The sequence below is a fragment of the Bradyrhizobium sp. 930_D9_N1_4 genome (genome assembly GCF_052076015.1).
GTDB lineage: Bacteria > Pseudomonadota > Alphaproteobacteria > Rhizobiales > Xanthobacteraceae > Bradyrhizobium.
In genome coordinates this window covers 5,958,985-5,980,171 of the sequence record NZ_CP197236.1, presented here as the reverse complement: position 1 = coordinate 5,980,171, position 21,187 = coordinate 5,958,985, and the positions used below count along the sequence as shown (strand labels likewise).

The window sequence follows — 21,187 nt, the reverse complement described above, 5'->3', positions numbered from 1 at the left end:
GCGCTTGAGTGCGACAGCCTGCCACAACATCTAACTGTTGAGGCGGTTTAACTGGACCGTTGGCCGTCGATTCCCGATAATGGATCGGCTCGGAAAGGCTGGCGAAGACGCGCCTTTTCGCGAATGGAATATTGAAATGACACAAGCTGGCGTCTACGGGCAGAGACTCGGGCGGGGCCTTCACGTGAAGGACGCGCCGGTTCTGATCACGCGCTCGCTGCGCAGCGCCGAGCTCGCGGTCACCGAAGTCCGCAATGACAATCCGGCTCCCGAATTTTCCGGCTCGCTGCCGGCGGAAGACGCGTACCTCGTCAGCCTGAAGCTCCGCGACTATCCCGCTTGCGAATGTTGGGAGGAGGGCCGCCACGTCGCCAGGGAGGATATTCGGGCGGGCGCGACCTATCTCTACGACCTCAAGCGCGATCCGCGCTATGTGATCGACAAGCCGTTCCATTCGCTGTTCTTCTATTTGCCGCGCACAGCCTTCGCCGATATCGCGAGGCAGCCTGGCGCGCCGCGTTTGAGCGAACTCAGCTATGAGCCTGGTGTCGGTCATGACGACGCGGTGATCCGTCATATCGGCGCCACGTTGCAGGAGGGACTGCACCGGCCAGACGAGACCAACCAGCTTTTCGTCGATCACATGATGCTCGCGCTCACGGCCCACGTGGCCCAGACCTATGGCGGGTTGAAGCCCGTGGCAGAGCCGAACCGCGGCGGCCTCGCGCCATGGCAGGTCAAGCGCGCATGTGACCGGCTCGATTCCGATCTTTCGGGCAAGGTCGCGTTGCAGCGGATCGCGGCTGAACTCGACCTCTCGGTCAGCCACTTCTCACGCGCGTTCCGGATATCCACCGGCCTGCCGCCGCACCAATGGTTGCTCCGCCAGCGCGTGAAGGCGGCCAAGCAGTTGATGACGGTCCGCGACCTGCCGCTGTCCGAGATTGCCATCTCGGCGGGGTTTGCCAATCAGAGCCACTTTACGCGGGTGTTCTCGTCGATGGTCGGCGTCAGTCCGGGGGCGTGGCGCCGCGAAACGCATGGCGGCCTGGACGAGACTTGATCAACGGCGCTTCGCCAGCGAGATCATGTAGGCCGCGCGGCGCGCCGCAAAAATGTCGTCCGGGGGATGGCCGATGCCGTCGGCGAGATTGGCCGGGTTGAAGATCGACCCGTCGCAGGCCTCATTGGCTTCGAGGCTGGTGATGACGATCGTCCCCAGCCGAACCTCCTCGCGATTGTCCTCGTCCGGCCATCGCAGTGTCGCGTCCATAGTGGGATCGCCGGGACGGTCGAGCAGGGCCATCACGTTGAAGCGGACGTCGCCCGCCGTGATCCGCCGCGCGAGATCGTCATGCAGGAAGTCGGCGGACTTCATCTTGGCTTCGTCGTCGCTCAGCGTGACGTCGCCGCCGACAGGTGCAGCCCTGAACTTGATGAAGCGGGCCTCGCCCTTTGCATTCGTCGCGGGAAAGGCGTGCACGCCCCAATAGGTCGTGGCGGCAAAGCTCGCAGAGAGCCGGCGTGCGGCGATGTACTTCGCCTGATTCAGCGTCTCGGGGTTAGCCTCCGAGAACGCTTTGACCTTCTCCATGTCGGGCTTGCCATCCGCTCCGGGAATGCGCGCATTGAGGAAAGCGAGCATCTGATCGAGCGTCCTTGCGAAATGCACCGGCGCGCTTTCCAGCAAAATGTCCGAACGATGATCGTCATCGCCAAGCCTGAAGCTGAAGCCACGCAGCACGAGATTGTTGGTGTCGGCGACCCCCGGATTGCCGCCGCCGACGGAGAAGCGCGCCAGCACCCGCGACGGCTTCGTGAAGCTCGGCGATCGCGTGATCTCGGCCGCGTGGTCGGACGGGGTATAGGTCCCGCGTACGCATCGGCCCTTGGCGAAGCTCGCGCGCACCTTGGGCGGATTGCCGGCGACCGCCTTCAGCGCGTCGACGATCGCGGCCGGCGTGGCAGCGGGGGCGGGGAATTCGGACATGGCAAAGCCTCCGGCTCGAGCGGCATGTCCACGTTTTAGGTGTCTCGCGGTCCTGGCGTCTTTTCCAAAGCCGTGATGCTTTGTCTGATCCTGCTGAAGGGAAGTTTGCGCGCCTCAGGAATTGACGTGCACGAAATCCCGCAGGAGCGGATAGATCTCGTTGTTCCAGCGCTTGCCCGAGAACACGCCGTAATGGCCGACGCCGGCCTGCATGTGGTGGACGCGGCGATAGGCGCGCACGCCCGTGCAGAGGTCCTGCGCCGCCAGCGTCTGGCCGATCGAGCAGATGTCGTCCTTCTCGCCCTCGACCGTCATCAGCCCCATGCGGCTGACGGCCTTGGTATTCACCGGGCGGCCGCGATGCATCAGTCTGCCTTGCGGCAGGAGATGCTCCTGGAACACGTCGCGCACGGTCTCGATGTAGAACTCGGCCGGCAAATCCATCACCGCGAAATATTCGTCGTAGAAGGTCTTGATGCTGGCCGCCTTCTCCTTCTCGCCTTTGGCGATGTGGTTGGCGAGATCCATGTGCTGCTTGATGTGGCGTTCGAGATTCATCGAGACGAACGCCGTGAGCTGCACGAAGCCGGGATAGACTTTGCGCAAGGCGCCGCGGCACTGCACCGGCACGTAGTTGATCAGATTGCTTTCGAACCAGTCGATCGGCCTGCTCTTGGCGAACTCGTTGACCCGGGTCGGCTGGATCCGCGTGTCGATCGGGCCCGCCATCAGTGTCAGCGTCGCCGGACGCGAGGGGTGGTTGCCTTCGCACATGACCGCGGCGGCCGCGAGTGCCGAGACCGAGGGTTGGCAGATCGCCACCATGTGCGGGCGCGGGCCGAGCTGTCCGAGGAAATCGATGAGGTGATCGGTGTAGTCGTCGAGCCCGAAGCGTCCCTCGCTGCGCGGGATGTCGCGCGGATTGTGCCAGTCGGTGATGTAGACGTCGTGGTCCTGGAGCAGTGTCTTCACCGTACCGCGCAGCAGCGTGGCGAAGTGGCCGGACATCGGCGCCACCAGCAGCATGCGCGGCTGCTCCGGCGCGCCATCCTTCTTGAAGTGCAACAGCGAGCCGAACGGCGTCGCGTAGGCGATCTCCTCGGTGATGCCGACCTCGCGGTTGCCCACCATGACGCTGTCGATGCCATAGGCGGGGCGGTGGTAGGTGAGGGTGGAGCGGGAGATCAGCTCCAGCGCAGCCGAGAGCCGGCCGACCACCTGATCCGACATGCCTTGCGGCACGAGATTGAGGAATCTCAGCGCGGACGACGCTCCCGCCCGCCATGGCGCGGTGAGGTCCATTTGGTTCTGAAAGGCCTGATAATACATCGACATCATACTAAAGCGCCCACCTGTCCCCTGTTGCTATGCAATATCGACGCCAAGCGGCCCCGGGACGCCCTCAAAATTGGCACGTCGCTTGCTGCTCATTTCCCGGGAAGCACAGGTAGTTGGCACGCTGCGGGCCGGGCGGGGTGCCTGTATCAGGCGTGAGGGAAGGGCCATATGGCGAAGGCGACACTGACCATCAGCAGCAAGAACTACTCGTCCTGGTCGCTACGTGGCTGGCTGCTGACGAAGTTTTCCGGGCTCGATTTCGAGGAGATCGTGACCGCGCCGGATGACGCCTCGGCGCGCGCCGAAATCCTCTTGCTGTCGTCCTCGATCCTGGTGCCGTGCCTGCGCCACGACGGCGCCACCGTCTGGGATACGCTGGCCATCGCCGAATACCTCAACGACGCGATGCCGGATGCAGGCCTGTTGCCTGATGATCGCGTCCAGCGCGCGCATTGCCGCTCGATCTGCGGCGAAATCCATTCCGGCTTCACGACGCTGCGCGCCTCGCTGCCGGTCAACCTGAAGGGACATTTTCCCGGCTTCAAGATCTGGTCGCGCGCCCAGGCCGACATCGACCGCGTCTGGGCGATCTGGCGGGACTGCCTGGAGAAGTCGGGCGGGCCGTTCCTGTTCGGTGCCAGGCGCACCATGGCGGATGCGATGTACGCCCCCGTGGTGACGCGCTTCGTGACCTATGACGTCAAGCTCGAGCCGCTCCTGAAGGCCTATGCCGAGACCATCATGGCCATGCCCGAGATGAGGGAATGGATTGCCGCGGCCAAGGACGAGCCGGCCGAGATCGAGGAGCTCGAGGTCGAATATTAGGCAGGCCTGGCGCCGCGCTGCCTGTTTTGGGGGCGGGGCTGGAGCCGCCGCAACCAAGGGCCATCTCGTTGAAGCTGTTAACTTTTAGCGCCCTGGCTGGGTTCGAGCCCGCCTTCATGCTGAGCAGATATTGTATGCGCGCGCGGGCTCGTTGCGACATCTAGCCGTGAACAGCCGCGTACAGGGCCTTACGGCTGATTCGGACGTGATTCGTTCGGGCCGCGTTCCGAAGGTTAAGCCGAAGCGCGGCCCCGTTGCATTTTGAGACAGGCTACGCCGGTCAGGCGAAGCCTGAATGCTTCGCGCGCGGGACGCGCCAGCCGATCACGGTCGCTTCCACCGCAACACCGGCCGCATCGTTCTGCCACCGTCCCTCGACATAGCGGCAGGCAAACGGCAGCTGATACGTTCCACTGTGGTCCTCGCAGAGCACCTCGACCGGCAAGCCAGGTGGCGGTTCTCCCGAGCCATCGAATTCCGCCAGTCGTCTGTCGCGCGTTGCCATTCCAGAAATCTCCCCTAAACAAAGCCGCGGAAGGAGCGCCCACTTCCCCCGCGTGCAGATCATCGCTCCCCGTCCGAGGGAACAAGCCCAAGCCCAAGCTCAACGCGAGAATGCGGTACGAGTGTGGTAGCCTCGACGGGCTGCGCGCAAAAAGCGCACATTGGCGTGATCGATTTGACGAGGAACCTGCATGCTGCTTCGAAGCGCCGGCACTTGTTTCATGATGTTGCTGCTCACACCGCTGGCGATTGCGCCACTGCGCGCGCAGGACGTGCCCGGCATCGAGATCTGCACCGTCGAGAAGACCATGGAGCGGCGCACCAGCTGTCTCCAGAGCAATGTCGACTTCCTCCAGAAGACGATCACGAAGCTGAACCTCGATCATCAGCAGAAGCTGGATGCCGCGGCTCGCCAGATCGACGCACTGAAGACGACGGTTGCCGGCTTGCAGAAGACGCTCGGCGATCTCCAGACGGCGCAGGCGAAGATCGCGGAGGATGTGAAGAAGAAGCAGGACGCGCCGCCGCCGAAAGACGCGAAGTAAAATGCTGCCGCGTCCCTGACGCGGTGCAGCGTGTAACGCTGCTCCGCTGAGCTGGGACCCAAGGGTCGCGCGTGACGTCGTGAGATGGGCCCCGGTTCTGCAGCGCATCACGACGTGCTGCGCAGCGCCCGGGGCACGAGAGCACAATACGGACAAGCCGGTGCGGCAGTTTGCGCGCAACGCTGGCATACCCGCCCGATTGCTTGGCAAGCCCCGGTGACTTTGTCATAACCGCAGGCAAATCTTGCGTGTGGGGCCCGTGACGGACATCCCGAGCAAGCCATAACAAGCAGCCGGGAGGGTCTCACATGTCCAACGTCCGTGTTCTCGCCACCGACCTCGAATTTCCCGAAGGGCCGGTCGTGATGCCGGACGGCTCGGTGGTGCTGGTGGAGATCCGTGGCCAGCGCCTGACGCGTGTTTATCCCGACGGGCGGAAGGAGATCGTCGCCAAGGTGCCGGGCGGCCCGAACGGCGCAGCGCTTGGTCCCGACGGCAAGATCTACATCTGCAACAATGGTGGTTTCAGCTGGATCCCGACCCGCAATATGATCATGCCGGGGCCGCAGCCCGACGATTATCTGGGCGGATCGATCCAGCGCATCGATCTCCAGTCAGGCAAGATCGAGACAGTCGTAACGAAGTCCGGCGAGCACGATCTGCGCGGCCCGAACGATCTGGTGTTCGACAAGCAGGGCGGCCTCTGGTTCTCCGATCTCGGCAAGCGCCGTGCGCGCGAGATGGACGTCGGCGGCATGTATTATCTCAAGCCCGGCATGAAGGAGATCGTCGAAATCGTGCACGGCATATTGCCGGCCAACGGCATCGGCCTGTCGCCGGACGAAAACACCGTCTACATCGCGGAGACGCCGACCGGCCGGCTCTGGGCCTATGAGCTGTCCGCGCCCGGCACGCTGAAGCCACGCGACGTGATCTATCGTGGCGAGCGCGGCAAGCCGATCTGCGGCCTCGGCGGGTACCAGATGTTCGACTCGCTGGCGGTGGAAGCGAACGGCAATGTCTGCGTCGCCACCCTCGTCTCCGGCTGCATCTCGGTGATCGCGCCCGATGGCACCCTGGTCGAGCAGGTTCCGACCGGCGACCGCGTCACCACCAACATCGCCTTCGGCGGCCCCGAACTGAAGACCGCCTATATCACGCTGTCGGGCAAGGGCGAACTGATCGCCATGGACTGGCCGCGCGGCGGTTTGCCGTTGAATTTCCTAAACAAGTAAACGGTGCTAGTGACCGTCATTGCGAGCGAAGCGAAGCAATCCAGGAATGCGTCCGCGGAGACAGTCTGGATTGCTTCGTCGCTTCAGTGCAAAATTGCTTTGCAATTTTGTCACGAGCTCCTCGCAATGACGCGACGTAAGGAGAGACCTCAATGCCCTGGCCTGATCCCATTACCCTGCGTGGACAGCACGCCCGTCTCGAGCCGCTGTCGAAAGAGCACCGCGAGGGGCTGGTGGAGGCCGTGAAGGACGGCAATCTCTCCACGATCTGGTACACCGCCATCCCGACGCCGGAGAACGTCGCCAGGGAGATCGATCGCCGCCTGAGCCTTCAGGTCGCGGGCTCGATGCTGCCGTTCACCGTGTTCGATGCCGGCGGCAAGATCGTGGGCCAGACCACCTACATGAATATCGATGCCGCCAACCGCCGCGTCGAGATCGGCTCGACCTGGTACGGCAAGAGCGCGCAGCGCGGACCCCTCAACACCCAGTGCAAGTTGTTGCTGCTCACCCACGCCTTCGAGACGCTGAACTGCATCGCGGTCGAATTCCGCACGCACTTCTTCAACCATCAAAGCCGCAATGCCATCGAGCGTCTCGGCGCCAAGCAGGACGGCATTCTGCGCAGCCATCAGGTCGCGCCGAACGGTACGCTGCGCGACACCGTGGTTTACAGCATCACCGCCGCCGAATGGCCGACGGTGAAGGCCCATCTGGAATATCAACTCAACGACAAGCCGCGCTAGAGGCGGCCGGGGCATCATGGATAGATTTGACTATGTGATCATCGGCGCGGGCTCCGCCGGTTGCGTGCTCACCAGCCGGCTGAGCGAAGATCCCAACACCAGCGTCTGCGTGCTGGAGGCGGGTCCTTCCGACTGGCATCCCTACATCCATCTGCCGGCGGGCTTCATCAAGACCTTCCACATGAAGAGCATCAACTGGGCTTACCAGCAGGAGGTCGGGCCCTGGACCGGCGGCCGCAGCATCTACGCGCCGCGCGGCAAGACGCTCGGCGGCTCGTCCTCGATCAACGGTCATATCTACAACCGCGGCCAGCGCATGGATTTCGACACCTGGGCGCAGATGGGCAATCGCGGCTGGGGCTATGCCGACGTGCTGCCGTACTTCCGGCGGCTGGAGAAGCGGGTCGGCGAGGGCGAGGACACCTATCGTGGCCGCGACGGCAACCTCACCGTCACGACGATGAACTGGCGCGATCCGCTGTGCGAAGCCTTCATGGAAGGCGCAGTGAGCCTCGGCATTCCCCGCAACCCCGATTACAACGGCGCCAAGCAGGAAGGCGTCTCCTACTGCCAGCGCACCATCGACAAGGGCCTGCGGGTCTCCGGCTCGACCGCGTTCCTCAAGCCGGCGATGAAGCGGCCCAACGTGCATGTGCACACGCACGCGCACGCGACCGAGATCATCTTCGAAGGCAAGCGCGCCGTCGGCGTGCGCTACATGAAGGGCGGCAGCGGCGGCACGCCGGTGGAAGTCCGCGCCAACAAGGAAGTCATCCTCTCCGGCGGCACCTATAATTCACCGCAGCTGCTCCAGCTCTCCGGAATCGGCTCGCCCGATCTGTTGCAGGCCCACGGCATCCAGGTGCGTCACGCGCTGCCGGTCGGCGAAGGCCTTCAGGACCATTACGCGCCGCGCACGGTGGCGCGCGTGAAAGACATCAAGACCATCAACGAGCTCCGCCGCGGCGTCTCGCTGTGGATCGAAGCGCTGAAATGGGCGACCGCGCGCAAAGGCCTGCTCTCGCTGTCGCCGACCATGGTCTATTGCTTCTGGCACTCCGGCGAGAGCGCCGACTCGTCCGATTTGCAGCTCACCTTCACGCCGGCAAGCTACAAGGAAGGCGTTCAGGGCCAGCTCGAGGACGAGCCCGGCATGACCGTCGCATCCTGGCAGCAGCGCCCCGAGAGCCGCGGCTATGTCCGCATCCGCTCATCTGATCCGTTTGCGCCGCCGATTATCCAGACCAACTATCTCGACGCCGAGCTCGACCGCCGCGTCATCGTCGGCGGCATGAAGCTCGCGCGGCGCCTGCTGAAGTCCGCGCCGCTGTCGCCCTATTACGCTTACGAGGATTTCCCCGGCCCGAACATCAACACCGACGACGAGTTTTTGGCTGCCGCCACCGAACGCGGCACCACCACCTTCCACCCCGGCTGCACCTGCCGCATGGGCCCTGCGGATTCAAGCTGGGCGGTGGTCGACGACCAGCTCCGCGTGCACGGGCTGGAGGGCCTCCGCGTGATCGACGCGTCAGTCATGCCTCGCATGATCTCGGCGAACCTCAACGCATCCACCATGATGATTGCCGACCGCGCGTCGGACCTGATCCGCGGCAAGGCCCCGATGGAAGCCGCGCGTATCCCGGACGCCGTGGTGGCGTGAGGCACGATCTTCGCCTCTCACCGCTTGCGGGGAGAGGCCGGATCGCATCGAAGATGTGATCCGGGTGAGGGGGCTCTCCGCGAGTCAAAATCCGTTTGGTGGAAATGGGCCGTCAGACACAATCTTGTTTCGTCGTAGTTACCAAGGTTTGCCGCCTGCTAGAGAAGGGCACAACCGCCAGTTTTGCTCCTTGGCAATTTTCCCAGTAGACTTGGACCGACCAAGATCGCTGGACGTGGGGCGCGCCGACGATGAGAAGGCTTGGAATTGTGTTGCTTTGGCTGTTCCTCGGCGCTGTAGGCAGCCTAGGAATTTTCATTGCTGCGATGGCAATTCTAGACTCTCGCACATATCCGCGAATCCAATCGGGCGGAACTGCTTTCGTTGATTTTTGGGACCGGGGCTATGTTCGTGCTAACGGCACGTGGGTATTTGAGGATGACACCAAGCAAGCCTTCCCTCGCCAGACAACCGAAATTCAATGCTATCGCGATCAGAAGGAGTGCGTCTCTGCACAAGCAGAAATCGCATTTGATATGCTTTCCGTGAGCACTGATCGATTTTCGATTACGTCTTGGGATCAGCAATCGATTGTCTATGCATCAGGGGACCCCCTGTGTGTGTCCTATACTTACACTATTTCCCGTTCAACGCAGCGCGTCACGGGGCAACGTCAGCCAAAGCCCACGGCGGCGACAGACTCCGTGTGCAAGCCATTCGAAAAGCGTACGTTCAACCTATCCCTCCGCGATGGGTTCCTCGTTTGGCAGAAACTCCAAGCCGATGAACAGGCAACGATACAATCAATCATGTTTGCCGCGCTGGGAATGTGGTGGGCGTTCATTGTTTACCGGGCGTCTCGCCGGAGTGGTTTGAAGCCCGTGGCGCACCAATCTGTGATCTGACGAACATATGTGCGTGCCAAAATTGAGATCGCGACGATGAAGCAAACAGCAGACTCGCTTATTAAAGAGTTCCGCTCCGAGATTCATGACAGGATTCCCGCCTTGAGATCCTCTGTCGAAAGTAAACGAGCCAGTCTTGCTAGCTTGCTCACAACTTCAGAAGAGCGGAACCATTCGGCTCTATGGTGGATTCTCTCCGCCCATGCCGGCACGTTGGAAAAGCTGGACATCTTCCTTCGTCGCGACGGCTCTTACGAAAGCATCGAGTTGCTAGCGGTGGCTCGGAATATTTTCGAGAATCTCGTCTGGTTGAAGCTCATGAATACGGACGAACAGTACGGCATCGTTTTCTATGCCCAGTTTCTCCGCAATCAGATGGAAAGCGGTCAGGCGCTTATTCGTAAGACCGAGGATGAAGCAATCCTCTTTGAGCACTTCGATAGCCTCGACTCAGACATTCTGGAGAAGCTCGGGCCCAAAAGCGGCGCGTTGTCCAATGACGAGATACGTAAGGCTTTTGAAGCTCAGGAAGAACAGTCAGATGCGCTCGATAAATTGATTCGACGTGAGTTTTGCCTCTACGCCAGTCAAGCAACGCAAAACGGTTATGGTTATCAAGCGTCGCTCATTCGAGCGAAGGCGATCCCCATTCACCAAGCCAAGCTTCTGGAGTTAGAAGGTCATCAGCAGCGCTTGAGTGGAGTTCTCACGACTCTGCTGGATGCCCGACACGTTAGACTTGCGACGGGTAAATGGAATTGGTCGGAGCGGGCGGGTGATGTCAAAATGGACGCGCAATACCGTTTTCTATACTCGTTCACGAGCAAGCTCTTGCATTCTATTCCTCTCAATATCATGACCGACAAAATGTTGTCCGACTTGGAGGCGGTGATGATTCTTGACTACGTCGTCATTTCGGCTGCTGACCTCCTTGAAATCATAGAGCATTACTCCCCTTTGGGGCGGCGCCACTGATCTCCGGGTGAATGTGGGATGGCGCATTAATGGACGCGTGATGTGTCCCGTCGGGCAAAACACCCCACTCCGTCAAGTCCCTCCCGCAAAAATATTCCACTTTACCGAAATTCGGAATTGCGGCATAACCCAAGGCGGCCCGGCCCACGAAGAGGGGCGGTTCGCGAGTCGTTCGAAACGCGGGCCGGGTTGCGGTGGACGCGGCAGCGTCGTGCGCGAGGGGCGCGGGCAGGGCGGGGTGTCCCTGTGAGCCCGTGGCCACGCGCGGACGAGCGACGCCAAAGTCCGGCGAAGCCTTTTGGCGAAGCCGGATGAGCTGCGTACGGCAAAACCGTGTGGTCCTGGCCGTCGTTGCTACGGTCAAGCCTTTGCGGAGATGTGCGCGAGCCCAACCGGGCGGACGGCATCGTCAATTCGCGGGGTGAGGGAGGCCAGAAGGAAAGTTCGGCTCCCGGGAGAGCACGGCATAAGCCGTCCGACCATCGCGCAGGGAAGGCCGAGTGATTGGCGACACCTGTATGCTGCTGTGCGGTTTCTCTGCGCTTACTTCGCGCAGCAGACCGTGGGTGCCAGCCGGCACCCGGCCTTCCCTGCGCCCTCTTTCTTGAGGGTGTGAAGAAGAGGGTAAAGCTCGGGCGAAATGCGCCGCGAGAATGCGTCGCCGTGTCTGCAATTCGAAATGTGAATCGGAGGACGACGCCAATGGCCCTTGCTCCGTCATTGCGAGCGCAGCGAAGCAATCCAGAGTCCTGCCGGCCCATTTCCTCAAAAAGTGGCTTCCAGAACATTCACCTGTAAATTGTAAGGTGCGCCCTGGCGTAGTAGAAACAGCGAATGCGCTTCATCCCCGTCGTCTGTCTTTTGATCTTTTCGGTCTCTCTCGGCTTTGCCCAGTCGCCTCAGGCTTCGGCGGAGGTGACCACCATGATCAGCCAGGGGCCTGTGCTCGCGGTGCTCGATCACGACAATTCATCGGCGCTTTCACTGCTGACCCTGTTCAGGAGAATTCACGCCGCGGAAAAGCTGCCGCAACCGGCCGTCGCCGCAGGCCCGACGCGGGCGCGCGATCTGTCCCAATTCCGCGAGACCTACGCGCAATTCGCCGCCGTGGCGTCCGCCGACATCACGCGCGTCACAGCGGGACTTGGTGTCGATTGGGAAAAGGAGATCTTGAAGACCTACGACCCGAAGTCGGCCAAAACCGACGCCGGCAAGACGCTGCGGCTGAATGGCAATGTCGCGCGCGTATTTAACGAGAAATGGCTCGGTTCCAGCGACGGACTGTTCCTCCTGTCGGGCGTCGTCAATCGGATGGACCGTCGCGATTTCGATCCCACCCATTGCGGTGAACTGCGCTTCATCTATCGACTCGGGTACGACGTGAAGATGAACGGCAGGACCTACGCGTCGCGCATGCCTTTCACCGTAAACATGGTGTTCAGTTATGTGGATGACGGCAGCAATTGCCGGGACGTCGCCTCGCTGTGGCGCGTCGCCGGGATCGATGCTGACGATCCGGCCGTGGTTGCTCAACGCCTGCTGCAAGGGCCATTGGATTTTTCGCGACTGACCTTCAAGCAGATGGAGATCAATGCGCAGCTGGTGCGCTTTCCATCAGACCTCGAAAACATGGAGAACCGCAAATTCGCCGGGCAGGCGATCTACGGGATGCGGATCTTCGCGCTGAAGGATGGCAGGTTTCAGCCGACGCCGCTGGAAAATACGCCTGATGTTCAGGCAATCCTGAAGGACCCCGCCAAGCAGAAGCAGTTGCAGGATTATCTTGCGGGCCACATCGCCGAGATCGACAACGGCGCGTTCAGGCTACCGGAGGGCCTGGAGGCCGACATTGCGCTGAGCTTTTCGACTGCGGGCAGCGCGCGCATGGCCAATCGTCCGTTCGATCTCGTCGTCGGTCGCGAGGAGGCCGCGCGGATCGCTGCGGCAGCGGCAGCCCCTGGCAGGTCCCCAAAATTCGTGCAATCGGGCACGGCGCTGCTCGAACGCCTGAACACGTCATCCTGCATGGGTTGCCATCAATCATCCTCGACCGCGGGATTCCATTTTCTCGGCGTAGACCGGTTCGATTTCGGCAGCGACGCGGATGCGATCAGAACTGCGCTTGACGGCAATCAGTTGCAATTGCCGTTCTCGCCCCATGTCTATGCGGAACTTGTTCGCCGCAAGGACTATGTCGAGCGGGTTTCTCTCGGTCAGGCGCCAAACAGTTTTCGTCCGCATCCTTCGGCGCCCGCGGCGGCGTGGGGAAGCGGACACCCGGCCTATGTTGCCGCTGGCGACAACATGCCGTGCCCTTTGAACGCGGATCTGGCGAATGCTGCGAAATGGAGCTGTAACGCCACGCGCAACCTCAGTTGTCAGGCATTGGTGACCAACGCTGCGACCTCCTCCTATCTCGGCCAGTGCGTGCCCGCGGCCCAGAATGTCGCCGCGGGTTTGAGCTGCCGCTCGAATGTCATCGAGGACTCGATGGCAAAGACTGCCGCAGGCAATCAGCTCGGCTTCAACCTGCGCGCATTCAATGATCGTGTCGGCAAGGAAGAGCTCGTCTATAAATTGCCGGAAGGAAAGTTGAACGGCTTCGGTTACAATTGCCGTCCAACGAAGATCGGCGTGCCCCTGGGCCGGGTCACGCGTCCCTGCAAGCCCGAAGAGGCCGCGCTGGCGGCGATCCGGCCCGACAGCGTGCCCGGTGAAGTTTGTGCGATCGTCGGAGGCAAGGGCTTTGAGCAGATGGCCAAGGGATATTTCGACAGCGCCATCTTTGCCGCTGGCGTCGGTCGCGGGCTGCTGAACACATGCTCGCCGTCGCGGTTCTGCCGGGAAGACTACATTTGCCAGCAGATGCCGGATTTCGTTACGAGCGCGAGATTCAACGTCAGTGTGCAGGCGTTGAACAATTTGAGAAGCCGAAAGATCGGGTTCTGTACCCCGACCTACTTTGTTTATCAGCTCCGCCTCGACGGTCATCCGAATCCGAGATGACGCCGGGAGGCGTGATCCAGCTGTCCTCAGCTTCGCTCTGTTCGCTGGCGGATCACACTTCCCGTCGGCTCAAGAACGCCAGCCGCTCGAACAGGTGCACGTCCTGCTCGTTCTTGAGCAGCGCGCCGTGCAGCGGCGGGATCAGCTTTCGCGGGTCGCGTTCGCGCAGCTGCTCGACGCTCATGTCCTCGTTGAGCAGCAGCTTGAGCCAGTCCAGCAGCTCCGAGGTCGACGGCTTCTTCTTCAGGCCGGGCACCTCGCGCACCTCGAAGAAGATCCGCAGCGCTTCCTCGACCAGGCGCTTCTTGATGTCAGGGAAGTGGACGTCGACGATGCGGCTCATCGTGTCGGCGTCGGGGAACTTGATGTAGTGGAAGAAGCAGCGGCGCAGGAACGCGTCCGGAAGCTCCTTCTCGTTGTTGGAGGTGATCATGATGATCGGGCGCTGCTTCGCCTTGATCGTCTCGCCAGTCTCGTAGACATGGAATTCCATGCGGTCGAGCTCGAGCAGCAGATCGTTCGGAAACTCGATGTCGGCCTTGTCGATCTCGTCGATCAGGAGCACCGGGCGCTGCTCGGCGGTGAAGGCCTCCCACAGCTTGCCGCGCTTGATGTAGTTCTTGATGTCGGAGACCCTGCTGTCGCCGAGCTGGCTGTCACGCAGGCGCGACACCGCGTCGTATTCGTAGAGGCCCTGCTGCGCCTTGGTGGTGGACTTGATGTGCCAGGTCAAAAGCGGCGCTTTCAGCGCCTTCGCCACTTCCTCGGCCAGCACCGTCTTGCCGGTGCCGGGCTCGCCCTTGATGAGGAGCGGGCGCTCCAGCACGATCGAGGCATTGACGGCGACCTTGAGATCGTCGGTCGCAACATAGTCCTTGGTGCCGGTAAATTTCATTGCGCGTCCTTGTTGGTCGTCGTCCCAGAGCATTGCTCTGGTCCAACAAACGGAACGGCCGCTCATGGCGGCCGTTCCTGGTTCGGTCAGGCTTTCAGACCCGTTTTATCAGCGAAAGGATGACCAGCACAATCACCGCGCCGATCGTGGCGTCCACGATGGCGCCGACCGTGCCGGTGGCGAGCGCAATATGCAGCTGCGGCAGCACCCAGCTCGCGACCAGCGCGCCGATGATGCCGACGACCATGTTACCGATCAGGCCAAATCCCGCCCCATGGACAATCTTGCCGGCGAGCCAGCCGGCGATTGCGCCAATGATGAGCGCTGCGAGAATTCCCATTGCAAACGTCCCCAAACAACCCCGTGAGGCCCCCAATTCTAGAGCAAAAAGCTTCCCGGTCCAGCGCCCGGCGACGGTCTCCGCCCCTTGACGTACGCCACCCGACGGGCAATCTGTCACCCATGTTCCTGCAATTCTTTACGTCTCTGCGCGATGCGCAGGTCCCCGTGACGCTGCGCGAATACCTCACGCTGGTGGAGGCGCTCGACGCCGATCTGGCGGACTACTCGGTCGAGAATTTCTACTATCTGTCGCGCACCGCACTGGTGAAGGACGAGCGCAATCTCGACAAGTTCGACCGCGTCTTCGGCACCGTGTTCAAGGGGCTGGAAAGCCTGCTCGACGCCATGGAGAAGGCGGAGATCCCCGAGGAGTGGCTGAAGAAGCTCGCCGAAAAATACCTCTCCGAGGAAGAGAAGAAGCAGATCGAGGCCATGGGCTGGGACAAGCTCATGGAGACGCTGAAGAAGCGCCTCGAGGAGCAGAAGGGCCGGCACCAGGGCGGCTCGAAATGGATCGGTACGGCAGGAACCTCGCCGTTCGGCGCGCACGGCTACAATCCCGAGGGCGTCCGCATCGGCCAGGAGAAGAACCGCAACAACCGCGCCGTGAAGGTGTGGGACAAGCGCGAGTTTCGGGATCTCGACGGCAATGTCGAGCTCGGCATCCGCAACATCAAGGTGGCGCTGCGCCGCCTGCGCAAATTCGCGCGCACCGGCGCGCCTGACGAACTCGATCTCGACACCACCATTCGCGAGACCGCCAACCACGGCTATCTCGACGTGCACATGCGCCCCGAGCGGCGCAATGCGGTGAAGCTCCTGGTGTTCTTCGACATCGGCGGCTCGATGGACGCGCATATCGAGCAGGTCGAGGAACTGTTCTCGGCGGCGAAGAGCGAGTTCAAGCACATGGAATATTTCTACTTCCACAACTGCCTCTATGAAGGCGTGTGGAAGCAGAACAAGCGCCGCTTCACCGACCGTACCCCGACATGGGACGTGCTGCACAAATACCCGCACGACTACAAAATCGTGTTCGTCGGCGACGCCTCGATGTCGCCTTACGAGATCATGGTGCCCGGCGGTTCGGTCGAGCACGTCAACGAGGAGCCCGGCTCGGTCTGGCTCGATCGCATCATCCGCACCTATCCGCATTCGGTGTGGCTCAATCCCGTGCAGCAGAAGCACTGGGATTATTCGGAATCGACCACCATCATCAAACGCATCTTCGCCAACCGCATGTACCCGATCACGATCGAGGGGCTGGAAGGTGCGATGAAGGAATTGACGCACTAGCTGCGCGCGCCTCGGAATAACGAGAAGAGGGAGAACCCTATGCCCCAAAACATCACTCGCGGCATCAAGGCGCTGATCGACGAGGCCAATGCCGAAATCGAGACGCTCAACGCCAAGGACGCCATCGAGATATCGAAGAACGGCGACGTCGTCATCGTCGACATCCGCGACCCCCGTGAGATCGAGCGCGACGGCCGCATCCCCGGCGCGTTCGCCTGCACCCGCGGCATGCTCGAATTCTGGATCGATCCGCAGAGCCCCTACGCAAAGCCGATCTTCCAGGAAGACAAGAAGTTCGTGTTCCACTGCGCCGGCGGCCTGCGCTCCGCGCTCGCCGCCAAGACCGCCAAGGACATGGGCCTGAAGCCCGTCGCCCACATCGCCGGCGGCTACGCCGCCTGGCGCGATGCAGGGGGCGCGACGGAGCAGTGGGAGCCGAAGAAGAAGGGGTGAGCCTCGCTCTCTCATCCGTCATTCCCCGCGAAGGCGGGGAATCCAGTACGCCGCAGCCTATCGGTTGAATCACAACCGTCTCGGAGTACTGGATCGTCCGGCCAAGCCGGGCGATGACAGCGAAGTTAAACGCGCGCTGCTTCGACCTCACTCGCGCCGTGCGCTGCTGGAATGACTGCAAGGAAAGCCAATGACCACCGACCCCCTCGTCTCCACCGAATGGCTCGCCGCCCACATCAACGATGCCGACGTGAAAGTGCTCGACGCCAGCTTCAAGCTGCCGGGCGTGCTGCCGCTGCCGAAGGACGATTATCTCGCCGCGCATCTGCCGGGCGCCGCGTTCTTCGACGTCGATGCGGTGTCGGATCATTCCAACCCGCTGCCGCACATGTATCCGAGCGCGGAGCAGTTCGGCCGTGACGCAGGTCAACTCGGCATCTCCAATGCCGACACCGTCGTGCTCTACGATGCCGGCGGCTGGGTTGCGGCGCCTCGCGCGTGGTGGATGTTCCTGGCCTTCGGCCACGCCAATGTGCGCATCCTCAATGGCGGCCTGAAGAAATGGCGTGCTGAAGGACGCCCCGTCGAGAACGGCGAGGTGAAGCCAAAGCCCGCGACGTTCAAGGCGAGCTATGATTCAAAGCGCGTGCGCAGCATGCAGCAGCTAGTCGCCAACGTCGAAAGCCGCGCCGAGCAGGTGATCGACGCACGGGCCGCCGACCGCTTCGAGGGCCGCGCGCCCGAGCCGCGCGCGGGCATCCGCTCCGGTCACATTCCCGGCGCGCGGAACGTGCCTTACAATCAGCTGTTCGATGCCGCGACCGGCACGATGAAGCCGCTCGAGGATCTCCGCGCCGCCTTCACCGGCGCCGGCGTCAAGCTCGATGCGCCGATCGTGACGAGCTGCGGCTCCGGCGTTTCGGCCGGCGTGCTGACGCTCGCGCTCTATCGCCTTGGGGTCACCGATACCGCGCTCTATGACGGCTCGTGGTCGGAATGGGGTCAGGAAAAAGGCCCGCCGATCGCGACCGGGGCGGCGTGAGATCAGCGCGCCCGCGTGGTCGCTGTGGCGAGCGTTTGCTGCGGCTGGCCGAACGGATCGAGCGCCTGGTTGAGCTGCTGAGGCGGCGGGCGTCGGACGACGCGGTGACGCTTTTTCGGCTTGCGCGCGCGGGGCTTGCTATCAGGCGTCGCGCTGTCGGCTTTGGGCTTCGCCGGCGTGAGTTCGTTCAACGCAGCCATCCTGGCCGCTGCAATGTCGACGCGTGATGCCGGCGCCGACGTTGCGGTTCGCGGCACGTCGACGGCGGTCGCTGCCGGCGGAGGCGTCTTCGTCACAGTAGAAGCCGTCGCGTCGGCGGGCGTGAGTGTGTCCGCGGGCGCGAGAGACGCAGCCTCGCTCTTGACCGGCGCATCGGCGGCAAGCGGAGCCGTCTCCGCAGGCGGCACGACGACAGCGACCGGAGGCTCAGACTGGGCGTCGCTCCCGGTCGTCAGCGCCGCCACCTGCTCGGGCCCGGTCGCTGGCAGTCCGATGGTCGGCACCTGGTCGCGCAGCGACGGTTCGATGGCCGGCTCCGGCTCGGCCCGCAAAACCGCGAGCACCGGCTGGGCCGGCTCGGTGGCTCGCTTGGATTCTTGCGCGAATACCTGCTCCTGCGGGCCATTCCGCCAGGACGGATTGTTGGCATACTGCTGATGGGTCGCCCGCAGCAGCGAGGCGGCCCCGAGGCCGAACACCAGGATGGAGGCAGACAGCAGGATCGCGGCAAACAGGAAGCGAAAGCCGGGAAGCATCGAAGGTCGCGAATTTCCGTCCCGGCGGTGGTGGCCGGAACCCAAGAGCCATCTGAACGCGGTGACGGTACTGCTTGCCGCGTTCGCCACGCGGGGATCGGAGCTCAAAGCGGCGGCGAATCAGGCTGATTCGAACATATCGCAACGCTTCCGAGCCGTTCCGTAAAAAACAGGGCCGGAGACTCCGGCGATCTACGGCGTGAGGCGATTTCCGCCCCGTGATGCAACGGGGCAACTGTGTGCAGGCGCATCACAAATCGCTCAATCAGGCACAATTCGGCCTGTCATGTCTTGAATGTGCCGCTATCTTCGGTCATCTGGCCGTTAACGGTCCGGACGGGCCCGGGGACTATACAAGAGCGATGATGATCAAACATTTTCTGACGATATGCGCTGCCGCAACAGTCGCTGCGGCGGGAACCTCGCTTGCACAGGCCCAGAGCTATCCGGTCCAGCAGGCGCCGAGCTATGGCGCCCCGGCCGAATATCGCCCCGGCGACCGCGCGCCGAATTTCGACTCGCTGGAAGATGACGACGACGCGTTGCCGCAGGCCTCGCTGCCGCCGCCCGGCCCGGTCGACGATCCCCGTTATGGCCGGCCCCCGGTCTACTCCGCCGCCCCGCCGCAGGGTCCGGTGATGTCGCCGGATGATCCCCGTTATGGCCGTCCGGCTGGCGCTCCCGTTTATTCTGCTGCGCCGCCCCAGGGCCCGGTGATGTCGCCCGACGATCCCCGTTACGGCCGCCCCGCCGGTCCGCCGCCGGTGATCTATGCCAATCGTCCCGGCCAGGGACAGGCTCCGGCCAATGACGGCCTGCGTCCGCCGGAGGCCGTTGGTGGTCCCGCCGCGACCGGAACGGTCCAGTCCGGCCAGCCGCCTGTCGGTAACGATGGCCGGCCGATGGCGATCGCTTCGCTGCCGCCCGAGGAGCAGCCCGACGCCGCTCCCGCGCAATTGCCGCAGAACCTGCGCCGCCAGGAAGTCTCTCTGGCGACCAAGGAGCCGGCCGGAACGCTCATCGTCGATACGCCCAACACCTACCTCTATTACGTGCTCGGCAACGGCCGCGCCGTCCGCTACGGCGTCCGCGTCGGCCGTGACGGTTTCACCTGGACCGGCGTGCAGAAGATCACCCGCAAGGCTGAGTGGCCGGATTGGCATCCGCCGACGGAGATGATCGAGCGCCAGCCTTATCTGCCGCGCTTCATGGCCGGCGGCCCCGGCAATCCGCTCGGCGCCCGCGCGATGTATCTCGGCTCGACCGTGTACCGCATCCACGGCACCAACCAGCCTTCGACCATCGGCAAGTTCGTGTCGTCAGGCTGTATCGGCATGCTGAACGAGGACGTCTCCGACCTGTTCGATCGCGTCAAGGTTGGCACCCGCGTGGTGGTGATGCCGGGTGGCCCGCCGCCGGGAACGGCGACCGCCTCAAACGCGCCGCCGCCGGGCGCAGCCGCGCCGGCTCCGATGTCTGCCCAGGCTGGCCCCGTTCCGGGTACGCAGCCGACGGTGGTGCCGCCGCTGCCCGCACCGGTCACCGTACGCTAAGCTTGCGAGACCATTGAGATCTGCGAAGGGCGTGCCGTCGGGCACGCCCTTCGTCGTTTCAGGCCAGCTTGCGTGGCAGCTCGGCGCCTTTGGTGAAGGCATCGATCGCTTCGACCATCTGGCCGTAATGGATACGCAAGCCGTCCTCGGTCGCGTAGCCGAGATGCGGCGTCAGCACGAGATTGTCGAGCTTGCGGAAGGGATGGTCGACCGGCAGCGGCTCGACCGAGAACACGTCGATGCCGGCGCCCGCGATCTTCCGCTGCTGCAAGGCCTCAAGCAGCGCCGCCTCATCGACAATGGGCCCGCGCGCGGTGTTGACGAGGAAGGCCGTCGGCTTCATCCGCGCGAGGTCCTCGCGGCTGACCAGCCCGCGCGAGCGATCGCTCAGCACCACATGGATGGTGACGATGTCGGCCTTGGCGAACAGCTCCTCCTTGCTGGCGTAGCCGACGCCGGCGGCCGCGCACTTCTCCGGCGTCAGGTTCGGGCTCCACGCAATCACGTTCATGCCGAAGGTCTTGGCGATGCTGGCCATCTTGCTGCCGAGCTTGCCGAGCCCGATGACGCCGAGCGTCATTCCCTCGATCTCGACGCCGGCAAAGGTCTGCCAGGGCTCACCGGCATGCATCCGCGCATTCTCGCGGCCGATGCCGCGGGTCAGTTCCAGGATCAGGCCCATGGTGAGCGGTGCAGTCGGATCGCGCGAATATTGCGTGCCGCCGATGGTGACGCCGCGCGCCTTCGCCGCGTCCATGTCGATCGCGGCGTTGCGCATGCCTGATGTCAGCAACAGCTTCAGCTTCGGCAAGCTCTCGAACAGGCTCTTGGGGAACGGGGTGCGCTCGCGCATCGCGCAGACGATCTCGAAATCGGCCAGCGCGCTCGCCGCGGCCTGTTCCGAGGCGAAGGGATGGCTGAACACGGTGACGTCGACGCGGTCCGACAGTTTCGGCCAGTCGGCGACGTCTTGGGCGAGGTTGAAATAGTCGTCGAGAATTGCACAGCGCAGCCGCGTCATCAGCGTTCATCCAGGGCCAGAGTTGACGGCGAGAGGTGACGGCGCGGGCGGGGGCGCCATCGTCGGAACCGGGCCATGGTTGCGCGCAATCGCAGGCG

The 21,187-nt window shown here is 63.0% G+C and carries 20 protein-coding genes; 13 read left to right on the top strand and 7 right to left on the bottom strand.

The window, feature by feature from the left end:
* Positions 1 to 136 precede the first annotated feature (136 nt).
* Positions 137 to 1,063, top strand: a complete 927-nt coding sequence (locus tag AB7532_RS28505; RefSeq protein ID WP_441239371.1) for a helix-turn-helix domain-containing protein — start codon at positions 137 to 139, stop codon at positions 1,061 to 1,063.
* On the opposite strand, the gene AB7532_RS28500 is transcribed toward AB7532_RS28505, so the two are convergent.
* A complete protein-coding gene (locus tag AB7532_RS28500; protein WP_441238005.1) occupies positions 1,064 to 1,990 on the bottom strand; it encodes a catalase family peroxidase in 927 nt (308 codons plus the stop codon). It lies immediately after the preceding gene.
* Between the two features lie 114 nt (positions 1,991 to 2,104).
* Complete coding sequence (locus AB7532_RS28495; protein WP_441238004.1) at positions 2,105 to 3,328, bottom strand: polyhydroxyalkanoate depolymerase; 1,224 nt, start codon at positions 3,326 to 3,328, stop codon at positions 2,105 to 2,107.
* Positions 3,329 to 3,496: 168 nt separating this feature from the next.
* Between AB7532_RS28495 and AB7532_RS28490 the strand changes: the two genes are divergently transcribed.
* Complete coding sequence (locus AB7532_RS28490) at positions 3,497 to 4,153, top strand: glutathione S-transferase family protein (RefSeq protein WP_441238003.1); 657 nt, start codon at positions 3,497 to 3,499, stop codon at positions 4,151 to 4,153.
* A gap of 280 nt (positions 4,154 to 4,433) precedes the next feature.
* Here the strand turns inward: AB7532_RS28490 and AB7532_RS28485 are convergent, their stop codons facing one another.
* Positions 4,434 to 4,658 carry a hypothetical protein gene (locus AB7532_RS28485; protein ID WP_441238002.1) on the bottom strand — a complete coding sequence of 75 codons (225 nt, stop codon included), beginning with the start codon at positions 4,656 to 4,658 and terminating at the stop codon, positions 4,434 to 4,436.
* Between the two features lie 190 nt (positions 4,659 to 4,848).
* Between AB7532_RS28485 and AB7532_RS28480 the strand changes: the two genes are divergently transcribed.
* The 7 genes from AB7532_RS28480 to AB7532_RS28450 all read left to right on the top strand — a co-directional run bounded on the left by AB7532_RS28480 (position 4,849) and on the right by AB7532_RS28450 (position 13,732).
* On the top strand, positions 4,849 to 5,202 hold the full coding sequence (locus tag AB7532_RS28480) for a hypothetical protein (RefSeq protein ID WP_441238001.1): 354 nt from the start codon (positions 4,849 to 4,851) through the stop codon (positions 5,200 to 5,202).
* 308 nt (positions 5,203 to 5,510) lie between these two features.
* Complete coding sequence (locus AB7532_RS28475) at positions 5,511 to 6,437, top strand: SMP-30/gluconolactonase/LRE family protein (protein ID WP_441238000.1); 927 nt, start codon at positions 5,511 to 5,513, stop codon at positions 6,435 to 6,437.
* A gap of 152 nt (positions 6,438 to 6,589) precedes the next feature.
* The gene (locus AB7532_RS28470; protein WP_441237999.1) at positions 6,590 to 7,183 is read left to right on the top strand and encodes a GNAT family N-acetyltransferase; all 594 of its coding nucleotides are present in this window, start codon (positions 6,590 to 6,592) and stop codon (positions 7,181 to 7,183) included.
* A 16-nt stretch (positions 7,184 to 7,199) separates the two neighbouring features.
* Entirely contained in the window at positions 7,200 to 8,846 is a 1,647-nt protein-coding gene (locus AB7532_RS28465; RefSeq protein ID WP_441237998.1) for a GMC family oxidoreductase, read from the top strand.
* A gap of 272 nt (positions 8,847 to 9,118) precedes the next feature.
* Positions 9,119 to 9,751 carry a hypothetical protein gene (locus AB7532_RS28460; RefSeq protein ID WP_441237997.1) on the top strand — a complete coding sequence of 211 codons (633 nt, stop codon included), beginning with the start codon at positions 9,119 to 9,121 and terminating at the stop codon, positions 9,749 to 9,751.
* A gap of 36 nt (positions 9,752 to 9,787) precedes the next feature.
* Positions 9,788 to 10,726 (top strand): hypothetical protein, encoded by a 939-nt coding sequence (locus AB7532_RS28455; RefSeq protein WP_441237996.1) that lies wholly within the window; start codon positions 9,788 to 9,790, stop codon positions 10,724 to 10,726.
* 942 nt (positions 10,727 to 11,668) lie between these two features.
* Positions 11,669 to 13,732: a hypothetical protein gene (locus tag AB7532_RS28450; RefSeq protein WP_441237995.1), complete on the top strand. Its 2,064-nt coding sequence runs from the start codon at positions 11,669 to 11,671 to the stop codon at positions 13,730 to 13,732.
* Between the two features lie 52 nt (positions 13,733 to 13,784).
* Here AB7532_RS28450 and AB7532_RS28445 read toward each other — a convergent pair whose 3' ends face one another.
* Positions 13,785 to 14,627 carry an AAA family ATPase gene (locus AB7532_RS28445; RefSeq protein ID WP_441237994.1) on the bottom strand — a complete coding sequence of 281 codons (843 nt, stop codon included), beginning with the start codon at positions 14,625 to 14,627 and terminating at the stop codon, positions 13,785 to 13,787.
* A gap of 94 nt (positions 14,628 to 14,721) precedes the next feature.
* The gene (locus AB7532_RS28440; RefSeq protein ID WP_063981466.1) at positions 14,722 to 14,967 is read right to left on the bottom strand and encodes a GlsB/YeaQ/YmgE family stress response membrane protein; all 246 of its coding nucleotides are present in this window, start codon (positions 14,965 to 14,967) and stop codon (positions 14,722 to 14,724) included.
* 122 nt (positions 14,968 to 15,089) lie between these two features.
* On the opposite strand from AB7532_RS28440, the gene AB7532_RS28435 reads away from it, so the two are divergent.
* The 3 genes from AB7532_RS28435 to sseA all read left to right on the top strand — a co-directional run bounded on the left by AB7532_RS28435 (position 15,090) and on the right by sseA (position 17,760).
* On the top strand, positions 15,090 to 16,265 hold the full coding sequence (locus tag AB7532_RS28435) for a vWA domain-containing protein (protein WP_441237993.1): 1,176 nt from the start codon (positions 15,090 to 15,092) through the stop codon (positions 16,263 to 16,265).
* Positions 16,266 to 16,304: 39 nt separating this feature from the next.
* Positions 16,305 to 16,718, top strand: coding sequence for a rhodanese-like domain-containing protein (locus AB7532_RS28430; RefSeq protein WP_441237992.1), 414 nt, complete (start codon positions 16,305 to 16,307; stop codon positions 16,716 to 16,718).
* 190 nt (positions 16,719 to 16,908) lie between these two features.
* Positions 16,909 to 17,760: a 3-mercaptopyruvate sulfurtransferase gene (sseA, locus tag AB7532_RS28425; protein ID WP_441237991.1), complete on the top strand. Its 852-nt coding sequence runs from the start codon at positions 16,909 to 16,911 to the stop codon at positions 17,758 to 17,760.
* A gap of 2 nt (positions 17,761 to 17,762) precedes the next feature.
* On the opposite strand, the gene AB7532_RS28420 is transcribed toward sseA, so the two are convergent.
* Complete coding sequence (locus AB7532_RS28420; RefSeq protein WP_441237990.1) at positions 17,763 to 18,515, bottom strand: hypothetical protein; 753 nt, start codon at positions 18,513 to 18,515, stop codon at positions 17,763 to 17,765.
* A 365-nt stretch (positions 18,516 to 18,880) separates the two neighbouring features.
* On the opposite strand from AB7532_RS28420, the gene AB7532_RS28415 reads away from it, so the two are divergent.
* The gene (locus tag AB7532_RS28415; RefSeq protein WP_441239370.1) at positions 18,881 to 20,068 is read left to right on the top strand and encodes a L,D-transpeptidase family protein; all 1,188 of its coding nucleotides are present in this window, start codon (positions 18,881 to 18,883) and stop codon (positions 20,066 to 20,068) included.
* A gap of 58 nt (positions 20,069 to 20,126) precedes the next feature.
* On the opposite strand, the gene AB7532_RS28410 is transcribed toward AB7532_RS28415, so the two are convergent.
* Positions 20,127 to 21,089 (bottom strand): D-2-hydroxyacid dehydrogenase family protein, encoded by a 963-nt coding sequence (locus AB7532_RS28410; RefSeq protein WP_441237989.1) that lies wholly within the window; start codon positions 21,087 to 21,089, stop codon positions 20,127 to 20,129.
* Between the last annotated feature and the right edge of the window lie 98 nt (positions 21,090 to 21,187).